Source organism: Bacillus sp. cl96, from assembly GCF_900100505.1.
Lineage (GTDB): Bacteria > Bacillota > Bacilli > Bacillales > Bacillaceae_G > Bacillus_A > Bacillus_A cereus.
Genome location: NZ_FNDM01000003.1, coordinates 110,990 through 133,843, shown reverse-complemented (window position 1 = coordinate 133,843; position 22,854 = coordinate 110,990). Strand labels below are relative to the sequence as shown.

Genomic DNA, 22,854 nt, shown 5'->3' with positions numbered 1-22,854 from the left:
CTTGCGCTAATTCTTACAAAATTATTAACTTTCCAAATATAAAAAGGTTTTCATTTTCTATTACCGAAAGTATAGTGCGGTAGAACAAAATTTATATTTGGAGGTTAGAAGTATGTCTAAAATTGAAACGCCTGTTATGACTTCTTTACAAACAACGGCTGAAAAAATGATGAAGGATTTAAATGTTCCTGGTGCTGCTGTCGCTGTTATAAAAGACGGTGAAGTTATTATTTCAGAAGGTTTCGGCTATCGTAATATAGAAACAAAAGAGGCTGTTACACCGAATACTCGATTCGCAATCGGTTCCTCAACGAAAGCATTTGGCACACTTTCATTAAGCTTGTTAGCACAGCAAAAAAAGTTTAATTGGGATACCCCTATCCAGTCTTATATACCTAACTTTACTTTATCTGAACTACTTGCTAGCTCACAAGTTACAGGACGGGATTTAGCTTCTCATCGAACTGGAGTGAGTCGTCATGAGGCTCTTTGGTACAGTTCTTCCTTATCTCGAAAAGATCTCGTTGAAAAAATAAAACATTTACCACTTGATGCACCGTTCCGAACTGCATTTCTATATAACAATTTAATGTATGCAACAATTAGCTACATTGTTGAAAACATTACAAATCAAACGTGGGAGCAATACACTACAGAACATATTTTAGAACCTTTAAATATGAGACATACAAACTTCTCTGTTAACGATTCACAAACTACAGATGATTACGCTTTACCTTACATTGAAAATGACGGTGAAATAAAAGCAGTTCCATTCCGTAACATCGATACAGTTGGCGCTGCTGGGTGTATTAATTCCACAATTGAAGATATGGCAAATTGGGTACTTCTCCACTTAAATGAAGGAAAATTTGGAGATCATGAATTAATCTCCTCTGAATTATTACAACAAATGTATACACCACACAATTCAATTCCAGACCAACCGGTTTTATCACTCCCTGAATCTCCATTAAATAGTTACGGTCTTGGTTGGTTTATTAGCGCTTATCGTGGTAAAAAAGTGATTCATCATGGCGGTAATATCGATGGATTTTCAGCGCTTGTTTCATTCATACCAACAGAAAACATAGGCCTTGTCATTTTAACGAATGCTGGAGGAACATTACTTCCTACTTATCTCGCTAATCAAATTTATGACGAACTACTTGAATTAGAATCCATTGATTGGCATAAACGTGCTGTAGAAGATACTAAAAAAATGAAGGAAATGATGAAAGAAGCAACTGAATCCCTCCCTGAACAAATTAAAGGGACTACACCTTCGCACAAGTTAGAGGATTATACTGGTACTTTTGAACATCCTGCATACGGAACATTACAAGTATACAAACAAGATGATTCGTTATATGTACAATTTATGGAAATGGATATTCAATTAGGGCATCATCATTACGACATCTTCTCTGCAAAAGTTGACTTATTCCAAATGAAAATGAGCTTATTATTCGCTTATGAAATGAATGTAAGTGGTGAATTCCCATCCCTTCAGTTACATGTACCAGCTACATTAAGTACTCAGCCGCTTACATTTAAGAAAATTAAATAAGTATTTTGATGGTAAAAAATAAAGGTAGGTGCGAATCACACCTACCTTTTCTATTTCATATCAATCTTATCTGATTGAAACCAAATTGGCTTCGATAACTCAAAGTTATTATGATCCTCTAAAACTATAGTAAGGCGCTCTAACATATCATCTAACATATGCGGCGCTGCTCGTAATGTCCAGACAACTGAGGAGAAAACTGTCATACCAACGTACACCGTGTATAATTTCCAGAATTCCTCTGGTATTTTTCTATTAAAGTATCCTTCTATTTGTCCGATTGAATACGGAATACTAATGTCCCTTGCAAACAGTGCAATTTTCACAAAATCATGAAGTGGATCGCCCCAATCGTAGCCATTAAAATCAACAACACCTACATATTTTCCATCCCGTACAATTATATTTTCTAAGTGAAAATCATCGTGTTGAAATCGATTTGGGCGGTTCTTTAAATATATTTCATTTTCTTCAATAAACTTTATGATTTTATCATCATTTTTTCTGTTTATTCCACATGTTTTATATGCCTCTAAATATTTACTATGTTTTTTCATTGCTCTTTCATACCATGGAAGTATATTATTAGGAGCTTCATATGTATGCATTTTTGCTAAATCTTTCCCTGCCTCTATACCAATATCATATTGTTCTTTTGGTGAATACGTAGGCAATAACTTCTTCGCATCTTCCCCTTCTAAATACGAAAAGATGCCATAGCATAAACCTTCTTCTGCCAACAAACCTATTTCAATTGGTTTTTGTGCTTGCACACTACGATTTTGCATTTCATTTAAGATTTGAAACTCTATTTTCTTTCTTTCATACTCTTTTATATCGCCTGTCCGCAATAAATATTTATCATTATTCGCACTCGTAATTATATATTTCTTATCAGGTGAAAAACCTTTAGAAATTTCTTTAATATCCACTGCATTTTTTACTATTTGTATATTGTTTTGCCATGCTGTAATTATCTTCATATCTATTCCCCTTACATTTCTGCATTTGGTGTATAGGCAACTTCTACAATAAATCCATTCGGATCGTAAAAATCAATCGTATAGTAACCTTCCGAATAATGATTCATTTCAATTGGACCACGTATTACCTTCACTTTCGTACTAGAAAGAAAATCTGCTACTTCCTCAACTACTTCTCTATGAATAGCTTGATAACAAATATGTCTAGGCCCTAACGTCCTTACAATTTCCTCATCTACTTCTTTAAAGTATATTTCACTTTCTCCTGTGCTATATGCTATTTCATTTAACTTTCTCCACCCAATTATGGAAAACAACTTATTATAAAAAGAAATGGATTCCTCTAAATTTGCTACCCAAAATTCAATATGATGAATGCCTGCTCGCAGTGTATTCATATTAAGAATACGCTCCTTGTACTACTTGCACAATTTCCATCGGCTTATGAACCATGTAATCTGGTGCATCTTTTTTCACTGTTTCAATAACATCATATCCCCAAGATACCCAAATTACGTTCACTCCAGCCTTTTTACACGCTGCTACGTCTCGCTGTTCATCACCGACATATAACATATCTTTCTCTGTTATTTTTTTTGATTTCAAAAATCTTTTTATCATTTTATCTTTACCAAACAAATTTTTAGAACAATACACTTCTTGAATATTTTCGATACCATTCTTGTGTAAAAACGCCCGAATATGCTCTTCTGAGTTCGATGATATGACTGCAATTCCGTAGCCTTTTTTATGTAGTTCATCTAATACTTCTTTCATCCCATGGAACAAAACGAGATTTTTTATAGCAGGCTGATATAATTTATAAAATTCCAACGCTAATATCGGTAGTTTATACAGTGGTACATTAAGTTGTTTACATCTCTCTGGCATCGTTAATTTACGTAAATGTTCAATTTCGTCTTCCTTTACTGCTTTATACCCATGTTTTTCAGCAAGTTGATTATAAATCGGTACAAATATATTTTGTGAATCTACTAATGTGCCATCAAAGTCAAAAACAATATATTTTTGCATTCCCATACTCCCTTTGCTTCTTTTTTCTAAACCTATGTTATTCAACAACATAGGTGTCTGTCCCTTCTATAAAAATAAAAAAGAACAAGATTTTCTCTTGTTCTTTTTAAGACAACCATTTCGGTGGTACATTCGTATTCCAATAAATATTTCCTAACTCATGATGTCCAGAGTATCCATCATCAAAACGGTGGTAATGGAAATTAAAATAATAACCATCTTGCGGTGGATGATCTCTTCTTACATGGAAACGCAATAAATCATTTCCAGATTTCGTATCGTAGACGTGAAAAATCTTCTCATTATTTCCACCAGCTGGTTTTTGAGAAATCGCTAATGATTGTAGTGAATCTTCTGGTACATCACTAGCAAGCTCAGCAATTGCCTCTTCAATTTTCGGTAATATTACATCTTTAAACTCATCTTCAATTACTGGACCAATTTTAGTACCAAACTTTTGCATCGACTGCTTCTCTGCTTCTTGCATTGCATAAGTAATAAAAGTATCGGTGGTTAACCTGTCATTCGTTTCTTCATATGTATAGGACGTGCTCTCCAAACTTTGTTGCCCAGCTGTGCTCGTAGGCTTGTCCGCAGCTTTGGCATTATCAAGTAATATGGAAGGAGGCGTCACTAAACCAAATGTAAACACGGTAATTAATGCGACTAAGGTTTTTCTAAACCAATTTGGCATTTATGTTCCCTCCCCTTTCACTCATTATTTTTTATATAACGGTGGTTTCTTCTATTATACAAAATGATTGTAATTTTTGCACTTTACAATTTTGTTAACGTTCACATATTTTTCACTTGAATATGAAATTGTAAGATTTCATACAATAAAAATACAACAACAATAAGGAGGCGATCAGATGACTTTAGATGTCATGTATTCCGCCGCAAGTATACTCGTTTTAGTATATTTTATTTATCAATGTGTTACAGACTAGAAAAAGAGCCGTCACTGGCTCTTTTTTACTGGTACAAATACAATCCATACAATTAATAAAATAAAAACAACGCTGCCTACCACAGCTGGCAATAAATAAAACTGTGAAAGTATAACTATTCCATATAAAAGTATTGCTGGTAGTAGTAAATAACGATCTGCCTTCCATCTTAACAATAGTAATTTCCCTTCATCACAATATAAACGAAGAAACATCTTATTCGTAAATTCATTCCAATAATCACGTGCATAGCGAGAAATTGCAACTACAGCAAATACGAGAACAATAGCTGCAATCCACCTTGGAGTCATAATTATACTTGCAGTACTGATACATACAATTTGAATATAAAATATTCGTGCAGTACTTGTACGGAAAAATTCTTTCAAAAAAGATTCGACAATACGAGAATCAGCTTTTTTCCCTAAAAGTCTTTTAGAGCGCGGAAACATCCACGGTTTTTTATTCGAACTACTCGGTTTAGCCGCATGACCACCAACTTGCATAATTCCGCTCGTCCAGCGCATGCTTTCCTCCTTTTCTTTCTCGATTTCTTTAAAAAAGAACTTTTTATAATTCATTTTCTCTTTTACTAATACACTACTTAAGAAAATTACTAGACCGATAAATAGAATTGAATACAACGGATTTTTATAAATAAAAAATAAACTAATTCCAAAAAAGGACACGCTCATAGAAAATACTACATTTTTTACAATCCATAAAACCCATCGTTTCCCCACATGTACATGAACAAATCTCGTTAACAACGACAACATAAATCGAAATATAGTAAAGAATACCCAAAATAATAGGACTTGTATCTCTGTTACTTCGATACTTTTCATCAACACTGGTAACATAATAACGACTACTATTATATTCGTTATCGCTATTCGAACAAATGTGTACATCATGCCATACTGGACTAATTTTCGCATATGTGTTGCATACGAAATTAAAAATAAACTATCCGCTTGCTCAAAAAATGAACGAACTCCTCTTGGATATGTTACTAGATAAAATGCGAGTAATCCTAATCCGAAATAAATCGTCTCTTCCGTTGATAATTCATTTATCCATAGCGATCGATAATAGATTCCCATAAATATAAGTGCTGGAATAATAATATATAATGCGACTGTCCAATCTGTTACCGAACGTATAGACTTCCATTTCCGCTCAAGTTCATGGCGTAATCTCTTATAAAATTGTTGTTTAATCATGTTGTTCACGCCTTACAATTACATCAAAGCAGTCTAATAATGAACTACCCGGCATTTCCGCTAATATTTGAATAGATTCTAAATGTCCATCTGCGACTAATGTACCTTGTGAAATGAGTAAAAATCTTTCACAAATTTTTTCAGCAGTATCTAATACGTGCGTACAAAGTAAAATTCCTGCCCCGCGCTCTTTTTCTTTATATAAATAATTTAAAAACTCTTTCGTAGCTACTGGATCTAAACCGATAAAAGGTTCGTCAATGATATAAAAATCTGGCTCAGTTAAAAACGCCAATATTAGCATAGACTTTTGTTTCATGCCTTTTGAAAACTTTGATAAATACTCATGTTTATGCTTATTCATTCGAAAAGTATGTAATAATTGTTCCGCTCGTTCTTCCCAACTTCCCATTTCACTTCCACGAGCTGCCATTAATAATTCAATATGTTCCCAGAGCGTCAAGTAATCATAGTATGTTGGATGTTCTGGTACGTATGCATACGGATTTTTCTTTTCACCGAATGATATTTCACCGTCCATATTTACAAGTAATCCGAGTATCGTTTTAATCGTCGTACTTTTCCCAGCACCATTTGCTCCAATAAGAGCAACTAGTTCACCTTTTTCGATAGAAAAAACTATATCATGAATTGTTTTTTCGCCTATTTCATATCCAGCTGAGCGGATATTTACTTTTAACATGCATTCCCCTTCTTTCCATTTCCAATACAATCAAGGAAAAGAATAACATATAACTATCTATATATCATTATAAAATATTTATTTTCATAGCAGGAAAAAACATTTTTTAACAGAATATTAAATGTTTGATTACATTTTATTGGAGTTGATAATATGTCTTTTCAAATTCGTGAAGCAACGATAGATGATATAGACGCACTTTGTTCTTTAACGAAAGAATTAAAAGGTTCCTCTATTTCCTATGAAGATATGAACAACCGCCTACAATTCGTACAAATGAGTCCGTTTGATTTTTTATATGTTTACGAGGAAGAAGAAGCTATATTTGGATTACTTGGATTTCGCATACGTGAAAATTTAGAAGATGTAACACGTTATGGAGAGATTTCAATTATTAGCGTTGATTCTAACATACGACGGAAAGGCATTGGACAAGTTTTGATGGATTATGCCGAGCAATTAGCAAAGAAACATAATTGCATTGGCACATGGCTAGTTAGTGGAACAAAAAGAGTAGAAGCTCATCCTTTTTACAAAAAATTAGGTTATGAAGTAAATGGCTACCGATTTGTAAAATATTTTTAAACTACTTTATAAAGTGAAGGGACTATAACTATGACAAACATTAAAGCAATTTTCATTGATCGTGACGGTACAATTGGTGGTGACACTACAATACATTATCCAGGATCTTTTACATTATTTCCATTCACAAAAACATCCTTGCAAAAACTAAAAGCTAAAAATATAAAAATTTTTTCTTTCACAAATCAACCCGGTATCGCAGATGGAATAGCAACTGTAGCCGATTTTGTACAAGAATTAGAAGGCTTCGGTTTTGATGATATTTATGTATGTCCTCATAAACACGGTGATGGTTGTGAATGCCGTAAACCAAGTACAGGCATGCTGCTTAAAGCAGCAAAAAAACATGGACTTAATTTAACACAATGTGCTGTAGTTGGTGATCGTTGGACTGATATTGTTGCAGGAGCAAAAGTAAATGCGACTACGATTCTAGTCCGAACAGGCGCTGGGTATGATGCTTTGCATACGTACCGAGACAAATGGGCACATATTGAACCAAACTACATTGCAGATAACTTTGAAGATGCAACAAACTGGGTTTTAAATCAACTATAATACAAATGAAAATTTTGATTCACCCGAAATAATTTAAAACATAGTTAAAATAGCCTTTTGGCAAATAATTGTATTCCACAAAACGGATCCCCTCAAAAGGTAGCAAGTTCCCTTTTGATACGCAAACATTGCAATTCAAATTATATTTTTTATTAGTAACAGCAATTAACGTAAAGAAGGAATAGCTTAGTGGCTATCCCTTCTTTATTGACTTCTATTATTTACATTTGTTATCTGTTTTTATTGAGTATTCTCATCGTTTTTATACTCCAAAATATCCCCTGGCTGACACTCCAAAGCTTTACATATCGCTTCTAATGTTGAAAAACGAACCGCTTTTGCTTTCGCATTTTTCAAAATAGAAAGATTCGCCATCGTAATTCCAACCTTCTCTGAAAGCTCCGTTACACTCATTTTTCGTTTTGCTAACATGACGTCAATATTAATAATGATTGTCATATCCGCCACCTCAAACCGTCAAATCATTTTCTGATTTTATGTGAATTGCCTCTTGTAGAAGTCGTTGGAGGATAGCAGCAAAAACGGCGATAACGAGCGAAGCAAAAACGATAATGAGTCCCACTAACCCAATAGGAGGATCCATTTTTTTCGCTATAAAATGAAAAAGTGGCAAACTTAATACATACAAACCACTGATTGTAATTGCACAGCGCTTTATATTCTTTAACGCCTTCACTGATAATTCCGAGAACGCTGTGTTCTCATCAATGTACTGTAAAAGATTGAAAGCCTGATAAAGAGCAACGTAAAAAGGCACAGCTGCTCCATACATTACAATGAAAACAAGATATTTTATCGGAGCAATGTTAGGATACAAATTCGCTGTGAAATCCGCCATTTCCGGCACTAAAAATATGCATAAAGCAAGCACTGAAATTCCAGCAAGAAAAATAATTACTTTTAAGAACATTGTTGAACTTCGTTTAAGATTCATTTACAATACCTCACTTATTTAATGGCAACATAATTTTATCACAACATTTATTGTTTAACAATAAATAAATATCGTTTTATTTTTGTCATGTTTTTTAATTTAGGCAAAAATAAAAAAGAATTTCTCATTACAAAGAAATTCTTTTTCTTGAAAATGCCTCTTTCAACTTAATTTTTTAAAACGTTAATTCGTAATGGAAATAACGATTATCTCTCAAATAGCCATTTTCAGCATATAATCGTTGTGCTGATAAATTATCAATCTCTGTTTGCAATTTTACACCTTTTGCTCCATTTTCTAATGCGTATTCTTTAGCAGCTTCTAATAATTTTTTACCTGTTCCGGCTCCACGCTTCGCCGCTTGTACAAATAAATCATTTAAAATCCATAAATCTTTCATTGAAATGGAAGAAAATGATGGATATAGTTGCGTGAATCCAATATATTCGTCGTCTTCAACTGCTACGAAAATAACAGACTCTTTTCTCTCAATTCGATTTCGTAAAAATACTTTTGCCCCTTCTAAATCAGAATCTTGTCTATAAAACATGCGATAGTTATTAAAAACTGATGCCAGTCCATCTAAATCTGCAATTGTTGCTTCATATATTCTCATTTTACTACATTCCCCTTCCAATACTGTCTCATTATATCCGTTGCCCATTTAGGCTGGTGTATTTCTTCTGTCGGCATAAACTCTTTCATTATTGGTTTTATATCCAATATAGGAGTGCCATCAATAGCATCTAATCCCTCAACAATAATTGATTTACCTTCTCTTTTGATCACCTTTACAATTGTTACACCTATGCGATTCGGACGATTTTTCCCGCGCTGTGCAAAAATACCTACTTCAGGATAATCCTTATTATTTCTAGGATGTCTAGCAAAATACTGAATTTGCTCGTCAGTTACTTTATGAAAATAAAAAACAACTTCAATATGAGAAAAATCTTCAATCCCTTGTATACTTTTTTCTGCATACATTTCAGTTAAAGTTATACGGGATCTTACTTCTCCCCACTCATCATCTTTTATTTCCTTTCTTTCATTATGTACAAATGCGATTGGTTGAACTGAAAACATACGCATTCCCCCTCAAATGTAACCACTTACATTATAAAGTATTTTCTGAATGTTTTCCAGATATACGAATTAAGTTTACATAATATAATTATAATCTATTTATCTAAAGCTACCTTGACTGCTTCAATTGCATGTATATGGGTCGTATCAAATATCGGGACTGATACGTTTTCTTGCTTTATTAATAAACCTATTTCCGTACAACCTAATATAATTCCTTGTGCTCCTTCTTGTACTAATTCTTCTATAACCCTTTTATAATACTCTCTAGATTGAACTACTATTTTTCCTAAACATAATTCTGTATATATTACTTCGTTTACTTTTTCTCTATTTATTCCTGATGGTACTATTACTTTTATATCATGCTCTTCAATACGTGACTTATAGAAATCTTGCTCCATTGTATATTTAGTTCCAGGCAGACCAACCTTTTGAATGTCTTTTCTTTTAATTTCTTTTGCAGTTGCATCAGCAATATGTAAGACTGGAATATCAATTTTTTCCTTTATTTTTTCAACTACCTTATGCATTGTATTTGTACAAATGATTATAAAGTCTGCTCCTCCCTTTTGTAATGAATATGCCGCATTTCCTAGAATTTCTCCAGCACCATCCCAATCTCCGCTAGACTGACATCGTTCAATCTCTTCAAAATCCACACTATTAATCAAACATTTTGCTGAATGTAGCCCTCCTAATCTCTCTTTTATTTCTTCATTAATAATTCGATAATATTCAGAAGTTGATTCCCAACTCATGCCACCTATAAGACCTATCGTTTTCATATAAACACCTACCTAAACTATTTTATAAAACTAATAACAACGTTTTATTGTGTATATTATACATAATAAAACAAGACTTTAAGTTTGGAATATAAAGTCTTGTTTTAACGGAAATATGGAAATAATAAAGAATAATTCTACTTTCATTTCCAAGGAAATTTTTATAGAATATTCTGAAATTAACAATCTGATGTTTTTATAAATTCTTTATACTTATAATTAAAACACTCTCGATACAGCTCTTTGATTTCATCATATGATGGAACACGTGGGTTATTAGCTGGGCTACCACTTTCAATTGCATCTGATGCCATTTTAGAAATAGCATTTTCAAATTCAATTTCATCGATTCCGTATTCTTTTAAATTTGGAATACGAAGATCAAAGCAAAGTTTTTTTATTTCACCAAGTGTGTAGTCTGCTACTTCCTCATCAGAATTCGAATACAAATCCTTATTTAAACTACGTCCAATTTTTGCTAACCTTTTCATTGCACTTGTTTTTGTAAACTCTAACACTGTAGGTAATAGTATGGCATTTGATATTCCATGCGGTACATGAAATAATGCTCCCACTGGCCTTGACATTCCATGAACTAATGTAACTGATGCATTAGAAAATGCAATTCCAGCTTGTAAAGAAGCAATCATCATCGCTTCTCTTGCCTCCATATTACGTCCATCTTCATATGCTATACGTAAATATTTCATAATACTTTCAATAGCTGAAAGAGCAAGTACATCTGTAAGTGGTTGTGAAAATTTAGAAATATAAGCTTCAATCGCATGACATAACGCATCTATTTCTGTTGCTGCCGTAATTTGTGGGGGTAACGAACTTGTCAAAACTGGATCTATAATTGCTACTTTCGGTATAAAACTAGGATGCTTCATCATCATTTTTACATCTGTTTTTTTATTCGTAATTACTGCTACACTTGTAACTTCCGATCCAGTACCAGAAGTTGTTGGAATTGCAATCAGTGGTAGTGGATTGTTTTCTATTTTAATATCCTTTTGGACATAATCCTCAACTTCTCCACCATTTGTATATAAAACCGCTACCGCTTTCGCAGCATCAATACAACTTCCACCACCAATACCGATAATAAAATCGCACTTTTCCTCTTTACAAAGAGATAACGCTTCTAATACGTGTATATTTGTAGGCTCAGCATCCACTTTATTATATGTACTAACAGTAATACCTTTCTTATTTAGTTGTTGCATACACTTTTCAACATATCCTAATTTCTCCATAATTGTATCAGTAACTATAAAAGCTCTTTTCCCTAACTTTTTTGATTGTTCTCCCAGTTTTTCAAGCGAATTCCTTCCATATAATACCGACTTTGGCATACGAAACTCAGAAACCTCTTGCAAGTCCCCCACCCCTTCTTATCCTAATTAATATTTTATAACATAAATTATCGATTTGATGAATCTTTACGATTCAAATTTTTTAATAGAGTCCTGTTAAAGTATAGAATGCGATAACTAAAAATACAGCAACCGTTTTCAAAATTGTAATAGCAAATATATCTTTATATGACTGTTTATGTGTTAATCCTGTTACTGTAAGAATAGTAATAATAGCCCCGTTATGTGGTAGTGTATCCATTCCTCCTGATGCCATTGATACGATACGGTGCATAACTTCTAATGGAATATCAAATTGATTGGCCGCTGCAATAAATTTATCTCCCATTGCACTTAATACTATTCCCATTCCTCCTGATGCCGAGCCTGTAATTCCAGCTAAAATATTCGTCGTTACTGCACCATTCACTAACGGATTTGTGAAAGTAGCAGAGATGCCATCTCTCATAATTGCGAAACCTGGAAGTGCTGCAATGACACCACCGAATCCAAACTCAGCTCCTGTATTCATCGTTGCAAGTAGCGCTCCACCAATACTTGTATTCAATCCAGCTTGGAAACCTGTTACTACTCGCTTCCAATATAATAATAACGTTGTTAAGATCCCTATAATAAGTGCCAATTCTACAGACCAAATTCCTACTACTGCACTTAATTCTACTTTTCCAAATGCTTTCATACCAATTGCAGAAAAATCAAAACCGCTTGGATACCACTTCGGTATCATAATAGTAAACACTTTATTCATTACACCTACTAAAATAAGTGGTATAAATGCAATAAGTTGTTGTGCTCTTGTTATTTCAATGTTATTAGTTAATGGCATATTTTTTTGTTCTACTTGCAAAGATGCTGCCATTTCAGTATTTCCATCATTAAAACCAAAGTATCCTTCACCTGCCGCTTTTGCCTTCTTACGTCTACTCTCTAAATATAGTAAACCTACTGTAAGAACAAAAATTGCTCCTACAATCCCAAGTATCGGTGCAGCATAAATATCCGTTTTAAAAAATGTTGTAGGTATTACATTTTGAATTTGTGGTGATCCAGGTAACGCATCCATTGTAAACGTTACTGCTCCAAGAACAATCGTTCCAGGGATTAAACGCTTTGGAATATTAGCTTGTCGAAACAACTTAGCTGCGAACGGATAAACAGCAAACACTACTACATACACACTAACACCACTATACGTTAAAATAGCCCCCATTAATACAATCGCTAATATAGTACGTTTTTCACCAACTAACTCAATAATTGTTTTTGCGATAGAATCTGCAATTCCTGACATTTCCACTACTTTTCCAAATATTGCTCCTAATAAAAACACAGGAAAATATAATTTTATAAATCCAACCATTTTCTCCATAAAGATATTAGAAAAGAAAGGTAATACATAACTAGGTTCTGTCAAAAATACTGCAAATAATGCAAATATCGGTGCGAATAAAATAACAGAAAAACCTCTGTATGCTACGAACATAAGTAAACTTAGTGCTAATAATATAATAACTAACTCCAATTTTACCCCTCCATTAAACAGAATATTCTAAATTTTATTGATAAATTTCTACTAACCTTTTAATTCTGACATCCCTCCTCTTATTCATACAAATTTTTATGCTAAAAATGTCTAATTATAATTATTCGATTACATATGAAAAATCCCTTTAAACAGAAACGAATTCATCGTCATACGTTATAAAGGGATTGCTAGAATCTATATTTACTGCTGTATTAAATTTTTCTCTACACAAAAATGATACAGTTCTTCAACATCTTTCACTATGTAGGTCGCACTAACTTCAGTCAGTTCTTTTTCACAGCCATAGCCATATAAAACACCAATTGAAGCAATTCCATTCTGATTTGCACCTATTATATCGTGCTTTCTATCACCAATCATTATCATTTCTTCTTTATTTAGTTCTTCATTTTTTTGTAAAATATGAGCAATTATTTCTTCTTTTTTTATTCTCGTACCATCTAAATTACTTCCAATGATGTCTTCGAAATAATTCGTTAATTGAAAATGCTCTATAACTTGTTTCGCAAATACAGTGGGCTTTGAAGTTGCTACAAATATGCGATTCCCTGAACTTTTTAATTGTTGCAAGAGCTTCAGAATCCCCTCGTATACATTATTTTCAAACAATCCACGCTGCTTTAAATACTCACGGAAGTAAAAAACTGCACGTTCAACCTCTCCTTCACTCATATTATATCTCTCTACGAATGATTGCTGAATAGGAGGACCTATAAATGAATCTAACTCACTTATATGTACTTCTTCAATTCCTACTTTTTTTAACGCATACAAAACCGAATTTACAATTCCTTCTTTCGGATCCGTTAAAGTTCCATCTAAATCAAATAGAAATGTTTTATACATGTTTCATTCCTCCACTTAATTTGCTGTATAAATAACTGCTAACATCTCTTCCACTTCTCCCTATTATACTATCATTATCTATTTTTTCGAAAAATCAATTTCCATATGTCACATACTTTCAGTTACAAAATACGATAGATATGATAAAGTAAAAAAGTTACAATTATTTTAATAGAAACTGGTGAAACAAATGTCAATTACGTTAATTTTTATAATGGCTTTCACAATTGTAATCCACGCAGTTGAAACAAGCTCTTATAGTATTCGATTAGCGGGGGTTCGTTTAAAGAAGATTGCTGTCGCATTATCCGTCGTAGGAATCGTATTACTCATTTCAAGAACGTCAAACTTACTACAAGCCTTTTTACTTGGCGGGATTGTGGACGAAGCAAAACTAGATCCTTCTATTGATTTAGAGCATATTATACGTCTTGTACTATTATCTGCTTCTATCGGTACATTGCTTGCGATTATACTGTATCCAACTTTGACAAAACTATTTGGATATGTCATTCAAAACTTTGAAACAGACGGTTCTTTCATTCGAATGATGAAAACGAATAACATTCAAAAATTAAAGTACACAAAAAAATATGTCCGCTTTCCAAAGTTAGAAATGATTCATAGACTGCGTATCGGCGGTATTCCAAAGCGTATAATGCTTATTAACATGTTCGCTACTGCAATTTATACAGCGGGAGTTCTTTCCGCACTATATGCTTCTTTTTTAATTCCAGCTTTCGCAACAAAAGCCACTACAGCTTCTGGTCTTATTAATGGTTTTGCTACTATTTTATTAACAGTGCTACTAGATCCACGTATTGCTCTTTTAACAGAGCGAGCTCTTCAATCAGAAGAAGGTGCTGAAGCAATGAGTAAAATGTATGCTTGGCTAATGATTTCTAGACTTTTTGGTACATTACTTGCTCAACTGTTATTCATACCAGGTGCTTACTGGATTACATGGATTATAAAGCTTATGAATTAAATTTACTCTCTAAAAAAAAGCAGGTGAGATAACAAATGACTATACAAACAGAACAAGATATCATTCGCTTAATAGAAAACGACAAATGGATGATGAATGTATTACAAATGGCAAAATCACTAGAGCTACCTGATTGGTGGATTTGTGCCGGATTTGTTCGTTCTAAAATTTGGGATACTTTACATGACTATGAAGCTAAAACGGCTATGCCTGATGTTGATGTAATTTATTATGATAGTCTACATCAAGATGAGATATACGAACAATCATTAGAAACGAAATTAATGAATATTGATGCTACTATCCCTTGGTCTGTAAAAAATCAAGCTCGTATGCATGTAGTGAATAATATGCCACCATATTCTTCTTCTGTTAATGCTATATCTAAATTCCCTGAAACAGCAACGGCTTTAGGAGTTACACTTGATGAACTAAACAACGTTATCTTAACAGCCCCATGTGGTATTGAAGATGTCCTTTCCTTACAAGTGAAACCAACAGCTCATTTTCTTAAATCGAAAGAACGATTACATATGTACAAAAACAGAGTTATAAAAAAGAATTGGCAAAGTAAGTGGCCTAGCATCACAATCACATATCCAGAAATTTAGAAAGGGTGCCTCTCATTTATAGAAGCACCCTTTTCTTCATTTCAAAAAATGTATGACTGTTTCTGCAAATCTATCTGCTTCCTCATAATGAGGTGAATGACCGCTCTCTTCAAATACGATATACTTGCCGTTTCGGGCATCTTTATTAAATGTTTTAATTTGTTCTTCACACGTTACTACATCATGTTTTCCTACTATTAATAACATTAGATTTTGTACATCTTTTATTTTTGATAATAATGATGTATGACATGCTCCCTCTAATTTTAATCTATCAAAGTGAATTTTGGAGCGATTTGAAAATATTTCCCACTCTTCATCACTGTATAAACTCTCATCTGTCCTATCTTCCTTATTATTGTAAATCTCCATTCTTTTTTCTTCTAATTCAGCGCTTAATCTTATATAAGCTTCTAACAACTCTTCTGAACTAGCATCGCTAGATGAATAAGCAAAGCATTCTTTTGCTATTTCTTCTTTTCCATACTTTTTTAATAAATGCCCTGTTTTTTGTAACAAAGCCCTACTTGTTAATGCAAAATTAAAAGTTGGTCCTTCAAATATTATTTTCTCTATTGAACTTGGATATATCGACGCATAAAGCAATGCTACATATCCACCGAAAGAATGACCAATTATAGACCACTTCTCAATTTGTAATACTTTTTTTAATTCCTCACAGTCTTCAATCAAATCATTTAATCCAAAAGCTTCGTCTTCAGTAATTTCTTCTGAGCGACAAACACCTCTTTGATCTATCATAATTACATATAGAGAATCTTTTAAACGTTCCGCTTGATGAAATGAAAAATCATAACAACTTTCTCCTGGTCCACCATGCAAGTATAAGACTGGCTTATTTTTAGGATTTCCATGTGTTTCAACGTATAGCTTTTTCCCTCTAATATTCATGTATTTCCCTGCTTCTATCAAATTTTCCTTTATGATCACCACCCCTTTTTTTACTGAATATTATAACATTTAATATTAAATAATTCCTATCACATTTAAGAAGACGATAATTATTGCAAGTGGTGCTACAAATCGAAGTAAAAATGCCCAACAAGTAAATACTTTCTTTCCATAATTTCCACCTACAAAAAACTCTGCTTCTAGTACCTTCTTCTCCATTTTGAATGAAACGAAAATACTAATAAATAGTGCTCCAAGTGGCATTAATATATTACTAGATAAGAAGTCTACTGCATCAAAAATATTCTTTCCGAAAATCGTAATATCACTCCATACTCCAAATGATAACGCTGATGGTATACCTACTAAGAAAATGCCGAAACCGATCAGCCATGATAATTTCGTTCTCTTTTCTTGTTCACCATTTGCTAATGCTGAAACAACAGTTTCTAGTAGGGAAAATGCTGATGTTAATGTCGCAAATGTAAATAGTGCAAGAAATACTGTTAAGAAAAATCCACCGAATGGGATTTGACTAAATACAGATGATAATACGATAAATAGTAATCCAGGTCCTTCTGTTGGCTCCATTCCTAATGAAAATACGGCTGGAAAAATAGCAAGACCTGCAAATAATGAAACAAATAAATTTAATCCAACAATTGTTATTGCTGATTTTGGTAAACTTTCTTTTTTATTTAAATAGGAACTATACGTAACCATAATTGAAATCCCGATACTAATTGCAAAGAATGATTGCCCCATTGCGAACAAAATACTTTCCGAAGTAATCTTTGAGAAATCTGGTTGTAAGAAAAACTTCACACCTTTCATTGCATCATCAAGTGTTAACGAACGAATAATAAGAGCGACAAATAAAACGAACAATGCTGGCAACATATATTTACTTGCTTTTTCAATTCCGTTTTGTACACCCTTTGATACAACCCATATCGTAATGAACATAAAAGCGAAATGTCCCATAATAGCCCAAGCAGGATTCCCAATTGTTTCAGTAAATAATGTGCCGTAATTTTGTCCTGGCGTAATCAGTTGTCCAGTTATTCCTCTGAATAAATAAATTAATACCCATCCACCTACAACACTATAAAATGAAAGTAGTATAAAACACGTTCCAACACCAAGGCGTCCAATCCAATGCCATCCTGTATTTGGTGCGATGCTTTTAAATGCTCCAACTGCTTGTTTCTGCGTACTGCGTCCAATCATAAATTCAGCTATAAGTAGCGGTAGTCCAATTAAAACAGTAAATAATATAAATATTAAAAAGAACGCTCCTCCCCCACTCTTCCCAGCGATATAAGGGAACTTCCATATCGCACCAAGTCCAATTGCTGATCCGGCTGCCGCCATTATAAAACCTAATTTCGAAGTCCATTGCTCCGTCTGTTTCATCTCATTTTCCTCCTAATTAAATCTTTTTATATAAATAAATAAATAAATTTTATAAACCTATTCAAATAAACCCTCCATTTCTTCTTCCATATAATAAAAAAATGGCCTAGCATCTCTATATAAAGAGACGCTAAGCCATTTACTTAACGCGGTACCACCCTTATTGATTCCATTATGAATCCACCTTAGTAGTAATCGTTTGATTACAAACCTAATATCGAAGGTTAACCGTTAAGATTTACTAAGAATGTAATTCCGTTCCACCTTACTGCTCCTAGGCGAGTTCAGGATGTCATTTGACTATGTCACACCAACCCATAGCTCTCTGTACAAATACATGACCTTACTACTCCTATTCAACACATTGTAATATTTAGAATATATTTTCTTTTGAAATTAATATGAAGTATATCGGTTATATTTGTAACTGTCAAGGGGTATATTGATTTTTTGTCGAAATGGTTCATATTGATAACTCACTTTTACTAAGCTTATTAGCAAAAGAAAGGGTCTATATTTTCATCTTTTCAAACGAACTAAAAAAAATCTTCGCGATAATCGCAAAGATTCTTTTTATGGTATAAGACGAGTACAATCTCTCGGAAAAGCACTAGCCTCTCGTACATTTGTTAATTCTAATAGTTTATATACAATCCTTTCTAACCCAATTCCGAAACCTCCATGTGGTGGACAACCATATCGGAATGTATTTAAATAAGATTGAAATTTCTCTGGATGTAATCCTTTTTCTTTAAACGAAGCGAGTAACAATTCATAATTATGAATTCGCTGTGCCCCTGACGTTATTTCTAGCCCTTTATATAATAAGTCGAATGAATCAGTAATAGCTGGATTCTCTTTATTTTGCATCGTATACATCGGTCTCGCTTCTTTCGGATAATGTGTAATGAAAACAAATTCACTATTATATGTTTCCTTTACATATTTCCCTAGTAACTTTTCACCTTCTGTATCTAAATCCCCTACAGGAGATTCTTTACGATACTTACTTTTCAAAATTTCTTGTGCTTCTAACAATGTAATTTTAGGTATTTCAATAATAACAGGTACTTCTATTTGTAATAGTTGTAGTTCTATTTCACATTTTTTCGCTACTTGTTGAAACATATATCGTAAAACATCCGTTTCTAGTTGCATCACTTCATAAAAATCATGAATAAAACCAAGTTCTACGTCTAACGATATATATTCATTCAAATGACGGGAAGAATTATGATGTTCCGCTCTATATACAGGTGCAATTTCAAAAACTCGTTCTAACCCACCTGCCACCATCATTTGCTTATAAAACTGTGGTGATTGTGCTAAATAAGCTTCTTTTTGGAAGTATGGAAGCTTAAAAACATTTGCTCCTCCTTCTGCCCCTTGCGAAACAATTTTCGGCGTAAAAATCCGTGTGAAATCGTTCTCTATAAGAAATTCACTAAAGCTCTGAACGAGTGTAGATTTCACTTTAAAAATCGCTGCGGTTCGCTCATGCCTTAATGATATTACTCGCTCATTAAGTAGTTGATCTAAGCCAACTTGTAACTTCTTTTTATTTATTTCAAATGGAAGTGGCTCTGCACCGTTTATTACTTTCACTTCATGAGCAAGTACTTCAACACCCAATTCTGTTTTCGACGTCTCGACTGTTTCACCGATTACATGGACGACACTTTCTACATCAACTTTATATCCGGCCAATTCATTTTCTAATACACATTGAATTACTCCTGTTCTGTCCCGTAATAATAAAAAACTAACATTTCCAAGATGTCGAATCTTTTTTACCCATCCTTGAAGTAATACAACCTTTCCGCTTTTCTTTGTACATTCTTTTGTGAGTGAACGCTTCATTATTGAATCCATTATTTTTCCCTCCAGTAATTTTATATTTATTTACGTTATTGTTGTCATCGTCATCATCCACGGTCACTCACCCCCTTTCAAAGAATACAAAAATCCGCCCCTATAAATAGGGACGGATTTTTTCCGCGGTACCACCCAAATTGTCATATTGACCATCTTAGCCCTGATAACGGTAGGTACCGTTTGCTTTTACTAATAATCACGTTCAAAGCAACACTCACAGGTGTCTTTCCATCATGCGGTATCGCAACCTTCCCAGCAACTGGCTGCTCTCTGTAGACCTTTGCACCATGTACTTTTCCTGATCATCACTTTTTATATTTACAGAGTATTCTAACTCCTTACCTTATAAAACGCAAGCTTTTTTTGAAACATTCTGGTTTTATAACTCCTAACTTCTTCTAAAGTGTGAAAAGTTAATTTTGTAATACATATTCTTATGTATTACAAAATTACACCTTTAATATTTTCCAATTTTTACATAAAAACTAATTCATTTACGCATATTAATAAAAATTTTAAAGCGAGGTGTGTTTATGCAAAAAGCAATTAGTTTCTTTCTCCTTTTGTTTTGCTTAATTGTAGTAAACGAAACGTATGCCTATTCACCAAAATCTTTACCAATCTCTCAAAACTCTGATCGATGGCAAGTGAATATTGATAAACCGAAAAAAACAAACAAGAATATGCTTCAAGCTAAAAAAGATGAATTTCAAACATATCATTTTTCAGTAAAGAATGTCGGGAATAGTGAAGTATATAATGTAAACGTCGAAGTATTCCGCAACGAACCAAATAAGAAAACGAAATATGAACTCTTTTCCCTAAAGGAAAGTCGTTTGGCAAGTGGAAAAACTGGATTTGAACACGCTAATTTACCCGTTGCTACAAAAGCAGATGAAGTTGATGTTATTATTACATGGCAAGAACACCCATTCCGATCGATGCGAAATGGTCAAAAAGTTGAATCTAGAAAATTTAAAGAGCATTTTGTTTTTAAAGAAGCCAAAAAGTAAATGGGATACGGATATATTCACACTATCATTGATATAGCTTTATTTACTAGTACCAGTTCTTAAGCAAATTAAAAAGTCGTGGCTTATAATGCCACGACTTTTTATATTAATTCGTACTAATGCCTCTCGCTGCCCAAATGCGATCGATATCAGCAGCATGTTGTCCGCCATATAAAAGAGCATCCGCTTGCTTAATCGCTTTCGCTCCATCACTGAATTTAGAGTTTGGTGTTAATGACCAGTGTGATTGTAAAATGATTTTTGTTGCTACATCACGGCCAAAAGCTTGTGCCATTTCGTATTGGCCTTGAGCCCAAATTTCACCATCATCATGCACTTCATTCGTTATATCTTTCGGATATACTTTATTCGTATCTAATCGGCGTAAGCATGTTGGATCTGAACTAGAATAAGCTGTCGCATCCCATTCTCCAACACATGCTTTACCATATCCAGTAGTCGATACAGCATCTTCATACGTAGCACCTAGGAAGTCGCCAAATCCTTCTCCCATCGCTCCGCCTTCTGCTGAACTACCAAAGCCAGGAACTTGGTTATCTTGGATTGAATGTCCGTATTCATGTGCGATAATTCCAGCATCTTCTGCATCATCAACACCGCCAGTACCAAATGTTAAAGCTTTCGTTGTCGGTGAATAGAATGAGTTATCAGCTGTTGTTCCATTCACATTCACTTTAATCGAACGATTATTAATATTTTTAAATCCTAGACTTTGAATGTAACGTTGCAATGTGTCGATATGATAGTACGACATAACATCTTCAAAGCTATCATTTGCGCGTGTATAGTTAAATTGTAAATTCGTAGATTTTGTTCTCGCTTTTGAAGAAATCGTTACATACTCTCCAATTAAAAATCCTGTTCCATCTAAACCTTTTAACGTAACAGTTTTCAGTTGGTTCGTTAGAGCTGTGGAATCTGCATCGTTATTATCTTTTAAGCCTACTTTACTACCGCTAGATACAACTGGGTTAGGTAAAAATACTTTTCCTGACCCTTCAGCTTTTCGGTTTATATCAACCTTTTTAATTAACTTTCCATTTTCTGCATCAATAAATGTTTCCCATGCACCAAATGGATTATTAGAATGGACTACAACTTTATATACTGGACGAGCAATTCCTTCTTCAACAATATATCCGAACTCTTTATCTGTAGGAGCCCATAAATTTTGCTCACTTGCTTCTCCAACATACGCCATTGATTTTTGTATTGCATCTTTTTCACTAATTTTTGTCGTTACTTCCTTCACACCTGTAACAGGCTGATAATCAGAAACAGCGAGTACTCCCTTTCCCTCTCCGTTAAGCGTAACTGTTATTTGTTTTGAAAATACAGGTGCACCATTAACAACTTGTTGGAACCTAACATATGAAGCTACTGACGTTTCTATTGTAGAAATATATTGCAAGTCTGAAAGGTCTGTTTTCAATCCATACTGCGCAGCATTTTCTTTTAAATATTCAGTTGCTTTTTTCTGTGGCGAATAAGCTTCTAACTTTACTTGCTGTTGTTTTTCCAATGCCGAAACCGTAGAAATCGTCCCCATTACTAACGGTACAGTCATTGCCATTGCCACCATTTTTTTATTAAACATAGAACCACTCCCCCTAATAAAGTAGCTCAACCTTATCCCATTACCACTAGGCAATCATTCCCCGCAAAATGGATGGATAAAAATTGAATCTACGAGTAATTCTCTATGAACACTTCTATTACCTTTCCATTTAGGGTAAGTGAAATTTTCTCAATATTTATGTATAAATTGAACACAATACTGTAGAAATATATTTCTACAGTATTGTGTT

At 33.6% G+C, this 22,854-nt stretch carries 24 protein-coding genes and 2 other annotated features; of the genes, 6 read left to right on the top strand and 18 right to left on the bottom strand.

Annotated features, from left to right (window positions below; all coding sequences use genetic code 11):
• Positions 1-112: 112 nt before the first annotated feature.
• Positions 113-1,570 carry a serine hydrolase gene (locus BLT20_RS08300; RefSeq protein ID WP_000034321.1) on the top strand — a complete coding sequence of 486 codons (1,458 nt, stop codon included), beginning with the start codon at positions 113-115 and terminating at the stop codon, positions 1,568-1,570.
• A gap of 50 nt (positions 1,571-1,620) precedes the next feature.
• Here BLT20_RS08300 and BLT20_RS08295 read toward each other — a convergent pair whose 3' ends face one another.
• The 6 genes from BLT20_RS08295 to BLT20_RS08270 form a co-directional block, all read right to left on the bottom strand.
• Positions 1,621-2,553: an aminoglycoside phosphotransferase family protein gene (locus tag BLT20_RS08295; protein ID WP_000692088.1), complete on the bottom strand. Its 933-nt coding sequence runs from the start codon at positions 2,551-2,553 to the stop codon at positions 1,621-1,623.
• Positions 2,554-2,564: 11 nt separating this feature from the next.
• On the bottom strand, positions 2,565-2,951 hold the full coding sequence (locus BLT20_RS08290; protein ID WP_001094664.1) for a VOC family protein: 387 nt from the start codon (positions 2,949-2,951) through the stop codon (positions 2,565-2,567).
• Position 2,952: 1 nt separating this feature from the next.
• Complete coding sequence (locus tag BLT20_RS08285; protein ID WP_025687389.1) at positions 2,953-3,588, bottom strand: HAD family hydrolase; 636 nt, start codon at positions 3,586-3,588, stop codon at positions 2,953-2,955.
• A gap of 106 nt (positions 3,589-3,694) precedes the next feature.
• Entirely contained in the window at positions 3,695-4,282 is a 588-nt protein-coding gene (locus BLT20_RS08280; RefSeq protein ID WP_001134421.1) for a YpjP family protein, read from the bottom strand.
• Positions 4,283-4,549: 267 nt separating this feature from the next.
• Positions 4,550-5,764, bottom strand: coding sequence for an ABC transporter permease (locus BLT20_RS08275; RefSeq protein WP_000595443.1), 1,215 nt, complete (start codon positions 5,762-5,764; stop codon positions 4,550-4,552).
• On the bottom strand, positions 5,757-6,467 hold the full coding sequence (locus BLT20_RS08270) for an ABC transporter ATP-binding protein (protein WP_000921912.1): 711 nt from the start codon (positions 6,465-6,467) through the stop codon (positions 5,757-5,759). Before BLT20_RS08270 ends, BLT20_RS08275 begins: the two co-directional genes overlap by 8 nt.
• Positions 6,468-6,620: 153 nt before the next feature.
• Here BLT20_RS08270 and BLT20_RS08265 point away from each other — a divergent pair, with 153 nt between their 5' ends.
• Both BLT20_RS08265 and BLT20_RS08260 read left to right on the top strand, forming a co-directional pair.
• Positions 6,621-7,052, top strand: coding sequence for a GNAT family N-acetyltransferase (locus tag BLT20_RS08265; RefSeq protein ID WP_000009777.1), 432 nt, complete (start codon positions 6,621-6,623; stop codon positions 7,050-7,052).
• 30 nt (positions 7,053-7,082) lie between these two features.
• Positions 7,083-7,610: an HAD-IIIA family hydrolase gene (locus BLT20_RS08260; RefSeq protein WP_000181785.1), complete on the top strand. Its 528-nt coding sequence runs from the start codon at positions 7,083-7,085 to the stop codon at positions 7,608-7,610.
• A gap of 240 nt (positions 7,611-7,850) precedes the next feature.
• Here BLT20_RS08260 and BLT20_RS08255 read toward each other — a convergent pair whose 3' ends face one another.
• The 8 genes from BLT20_RS08255 to BLT20_RS08220 all read right to left on the bottom strand — a co-directional run bounded on the left by BLT20_RS08255 (position 7,851) and on the right by BLT20_RS08220 (position 14,210).
• Positions 7,851-8,069, bottom strand: a complete 219-nt coding sequence (locus BLT20_RS08255; RefSeq protein WP_000152532.1) for a helix-turn-helix domain-containing protein — start codon at positions 8,067-8,069, stop codon at positions 7,851-7,853.
• Positions 8,070-8,079: 10 nt separating this feature from the next.
• On the bottom strand, positions 8,080-8,565 hold the full coding sequence (locus BLT20_RS08250; RefSeq protein WP_001050141.1) for a DUF2975 domain-containing protein: 486 nt from the start codon (positions 8,563-8,565) through the stop codon (positions 8,080-8,082).
• Positions 8,566-8,740: 175 nt separating this feature from the next.
• Positions 8,741-9,181, bottom strand: a complete 441-nt coding sequence (locus tag BLT20_RS08245; RefSeq protein WP_001223867.1) for a GNAT family N-acetyltransferase — start codon at positions 9,179-9,181, stop codon at positions 8,741-8,743.
• Entirely contained in the window at positions 9,178-9,651 is a 474-nt protein-coding gene (locus BLT20_RS08240; RefSeq protein WP_000493258.1) for an SAM-dependent methyltransferase, read from the bottom strand. The genes BLT20_RS08245 and BLT20_RS08240 overlap by 4 nt, the downstream gene beginning before the upstream one ends.
• A gap of 95 nt (positions 9,652-9,746) precedes the next feature.
• On the bottom strand, positions 9,747-10,439 hold the full coding sequence (locus tag BLT20_RS08235; protein WP_073339425.1) for an aspartate/glutamate racemase family protein: 693 nt from the start codon (positions 10,437-10,439) through the stop codon (positions 9,747-9,749).
• 179 nt (positions 10,440-10,618) lie between these two features.
• Complete coding sequence (locus tag BLT20_RS08230) at positions 10,619-11,821, bottom strand: iron-containing alcohol dehydrogenase (RefSeq protein ID WP_073339421.1); 1,203 nt, start codon at positions 11,819-11,821, stop codon at positions 10,619-10,621.
• A 79-nt stretch (positions 11,822-11,900) separates the two neighbouring features.
• The gene (locus BLT20_RS08225; RefSeq protein ID WP_000424333.1) at positions 11,901-13,340 is read right to left on the bottom strand and encodes a GntP family permease; all 1,440 of its coding nucleotides are present in this window, start codon (positions 13,338-13,340) and stop codon (positions 11,901-11,903) included.
• A 204-nt stretch (positions 13,341-13,544) separates the two neighbouring features.
• Positions 13,545-14,210, bottom strand: a complete 666-nt coding sequence (locus BLT20_RS08220) for an HAD family hydrolase (RefSeq protein WP_000278485.1) — start codon at positions 14,208-14,210, stop codon at positions 13,545-13,547.
• A 190-nt stretch (positions 14,211-14,400) separates the two neighbouring features.
• Here BLT20_RS08220 and BLT20_RS08215 point away from each other — a divergent pair, with 190 nt between their 5' ends.
• Both BLT20_RS08215 and BLT20_RS08210 read left to right on the top strand, forming a co-directional pair.
• Positions 14,401-15,198 carry a lipid II flippase Amj family protein gene (locus BLT20_RS08215; protein ID WP_000028911.1) on the top strand — a complete coding sequence of 266 codons (798 nt, stop codon included), beginning with the start codon at positions 14,401-14,403 and terminating at the stop codon, positions 15,196-15,198.
• Positions 15,199-15,233: 35 nt separating this feature from the next.
• Positions 15,234-15,809 (top strand): nucleotidyltransferase family protein, encoded by a 576-nt coding sequence (locus BLT20_RS08210; protein WP_000155291.1) that lies wholly within the window; start codon positions 15,234-15,236, stop codon positions 15,807-15,809.
• A gap of 36 nt (positions 15,810-15,845) precedes the next feature.
• Here the strand turns inward: BLT20_RS08210 and BLT20_RS08205 are convergent, their stop codons facing one another.
• The 3 genes from BLT20_RS08205 to aspS form a co-directional block, all read right to left on the bottom strand.
• A complete protein-coding gene (locus BLT20_RS08205) occupies positions 15,846-16,721 on the bottom strand; it encodes an alpha/beta fold hydrolase (protein WP_001026102.1) in 876 nt (291 codons plus the stop codon).
• Positions 16,722-16,796: 75 nt separating this feature from the next.
• Positions 16,797-18,137, bottom strand: coding sequence for a sodium-dependent transporter (locus tag BLT20_RS08200; RefSeq protein ID WP_000814543.1), 1,341 nt, complete (start codon positions 18,135-18,137; stop codon positions 16,797-16,799).
• Between the two features lie 120 nt (positions 18,138-18,257).
• Positions 18,258-18,506 (bottom strand) — a binding site (T-box leader).
• Between the two features lie 204 nt (positions 18,507-18,710).
• Positions 18,711-20,009, bottom strand: a complete 1,299-nt coding sequence (gene aspS, locus BLT20_RS08195) for an aspartate--tRNA(Asn) ligase (RefSeq protein ID WP_000377333.1) — start codon at positions 20,007-20,009, stop codon at positions 18,711-18,713.
• Positions 20,010-20,114: 105 nt separating this feature from the next.
• Positions 20,115-20,327 (bottom strand) — a binding site (T-box leader).
• Positions 20,328-20,545: 218 nt separating this feature from the next.
• On the opposite strand from aspS, the gene BLT20_RS08185 reads away from it, so the two are divergent.
• On the top strand, positions 20,546-21,025 hold the full coding sequence (locus BLT20_RS08185) for a hypothetical protein (RefSeq protein WP_001167921.1): 480 nt from the start codon (positions 20,546-20,548) through the stop codon (positions 21,023-21,025).
• Positions 21,026-21,131: 106 nt separating this feature from the next.
• Here the strand turns inward: BLT20_RS08185 and BLT20_RS08180 are convergent, their stop codons facing one another.
• Positions 21,132-22,643 carry a M36 family metallopeptidase gene (locus BLT20_RS08180; RefSeq protein ID WP_000482270.1) on the bottom strand — a complete coding sequence of 504 codons (1,512 nt, stop codon included), beginning with the start codon at positions 22,641-22,643 and terminating at the stop codon, positions 21,132-21,134.
• Between the last annotated feature and the right edge of the window lie 211 nt (positions 22,644-22,854).

Coding starts and splice junctions, on each gene's coding strand:
- BLT20_RS08300 (WP_000034321.1), top strand. CDS start 113: ATGTCTAAAATTGAAACGCCTGTTATGACTTCTTTACAAACAACGGCT.
- BLT20_RS08255 (WP_000152532.1), bottom strand. CDS start 8,069: ATGACAATCATTATTAATATTGACGTCATGTTAGCAAAACGAAAAATG.
- BLT20_RS08235 (WP_073339425.1), bottom strand. CDS start 10,439: ATGAAAACGATAGGTCTTATAGGTGGCATGAGTTGGGAATCAACTTCT.
- BLT20_RS08220 (WP_000278485.1), bottom strand. CDS start 14,210: ATGTATAAAACATTTCTATTTGATTTAGATGGAACTTTAACGGATCCG.
- BLT20_RS08280 (WP_001134421.1), bottom strand. CDS start 4,282: ATGCCAAATTGGTTTAGAAAAACCTTAGTCGCATTAATTACCGTGTTT.
- BLT20_RS08180 (WP_000482270.1), bottom strand. CDS start 22,643: ATGTTTAATAAAAAAATGGTGGCAATGGCAATGACTGTACCGTTAGTA.
- BLT20_RS08215 (WP_000028911.1), top strand. CDS start 14,401: ATGTCAATTACGTTAATTTTTATAATGGCTTTCACAATTGTAATCCAC.
- BLT20_RS08260 (WP_000181785.1), top strand. CDS start 7,083: ATGACAAACATTAAAGCAATTTTCATTGATCGTGACGGTACAATTGGT.
- BLT20_RS08210 (WP_000155291.1), top strand. CDS start 15,234: ATGACTATACAAACAGAACAAGATATCATTCGCTTAATAGAAAACGAC.
- BLT20_RS08295 (WP_000692088.1), bottom strand. CDS start 2,553: ATGAAGATAATTACAGCATGGCAAAACAATATACAAATAGTAAAAAAT.
- BLT20_RS08250 (WP_001050141.1), bottom strand. CDS start 8,565: ATGAATCTTAAACGAAGTTCAACAATGTTCTTAAAAGTAATTATTTTT.
- BLT20_RS08285 (WP_025687389.1), bottom strand. CDS start 3,588: ATGCAAAAATATATTGTTTTTGACTTTGATGGCACATTAGTAGATTCA.
- BLT20_RS08200 (WP_000814543.1), bottom strand. CDS start 18,137: ATGAAACAGACGGAGCAATGGACTTCGAAATTAGGTTTTATAATGGCG.
- BLT20_RS08245 (WP_001223867.1), bottom strand. CDS start 9,181: ATGAGAATATATGAAGCAACAATTGCAGATTTAGATGGACTGGCATCA.
- BLT20_RS08270 (WP_000921912.1), bottom strand. CDS start 6,467: ATGTTAAAAGTAAATATCCGCTCAGCTGGATATGAAATAGGCGAAAAA.
- BLT20_RS08265 (WP_000009777.1), top strand. CDS start 6,621: ATGTCTTTTCAAATTCGTGAAGCAACGATAGATGATATAGACGCACTT.
- BLT20_RS08185 (WP_001167921.1), top strand. CDS start 20,546: ATGCAAAAAGCAATTAGTTTCTTTCTCCTTTTGTTTTGCTTAATTGTA.
- BLT20_RS08205 (WP_001026102.1), bottom strand. CDS start 16,721: ATGAATATTAGAGGGAAAAAGCTATACGTTGAAACACATGGAAATCCT.
- BLT20_RS08275 (WP_000595443.1), bottom strand. CDS start 5,764: ATGATTAAACAACAATTTTATAAGAGATTACGCCATGAACTTGAGCGG.
- BLT20_RS08290 (WP_001094664.1), bottom strand. CDS start 2,951: ATGAATACACTGCGAGCAGGCATTCATCATATTGAATTTTGGGTAGCA.
- aspS (WP_000377333.1), bottom strand. CDS start 20,009: ATGGATTCAATAATGAAGCGTTCACTCACAAAAGAATGTACAAAGAAA.
- BLT20_RS08240 (WP_000493258.1), bottom strand. CDS start 9,651: ATGTTTTCAGTTCAACCAATCGCATTTGTACATAATGAAAGAAAGGAA.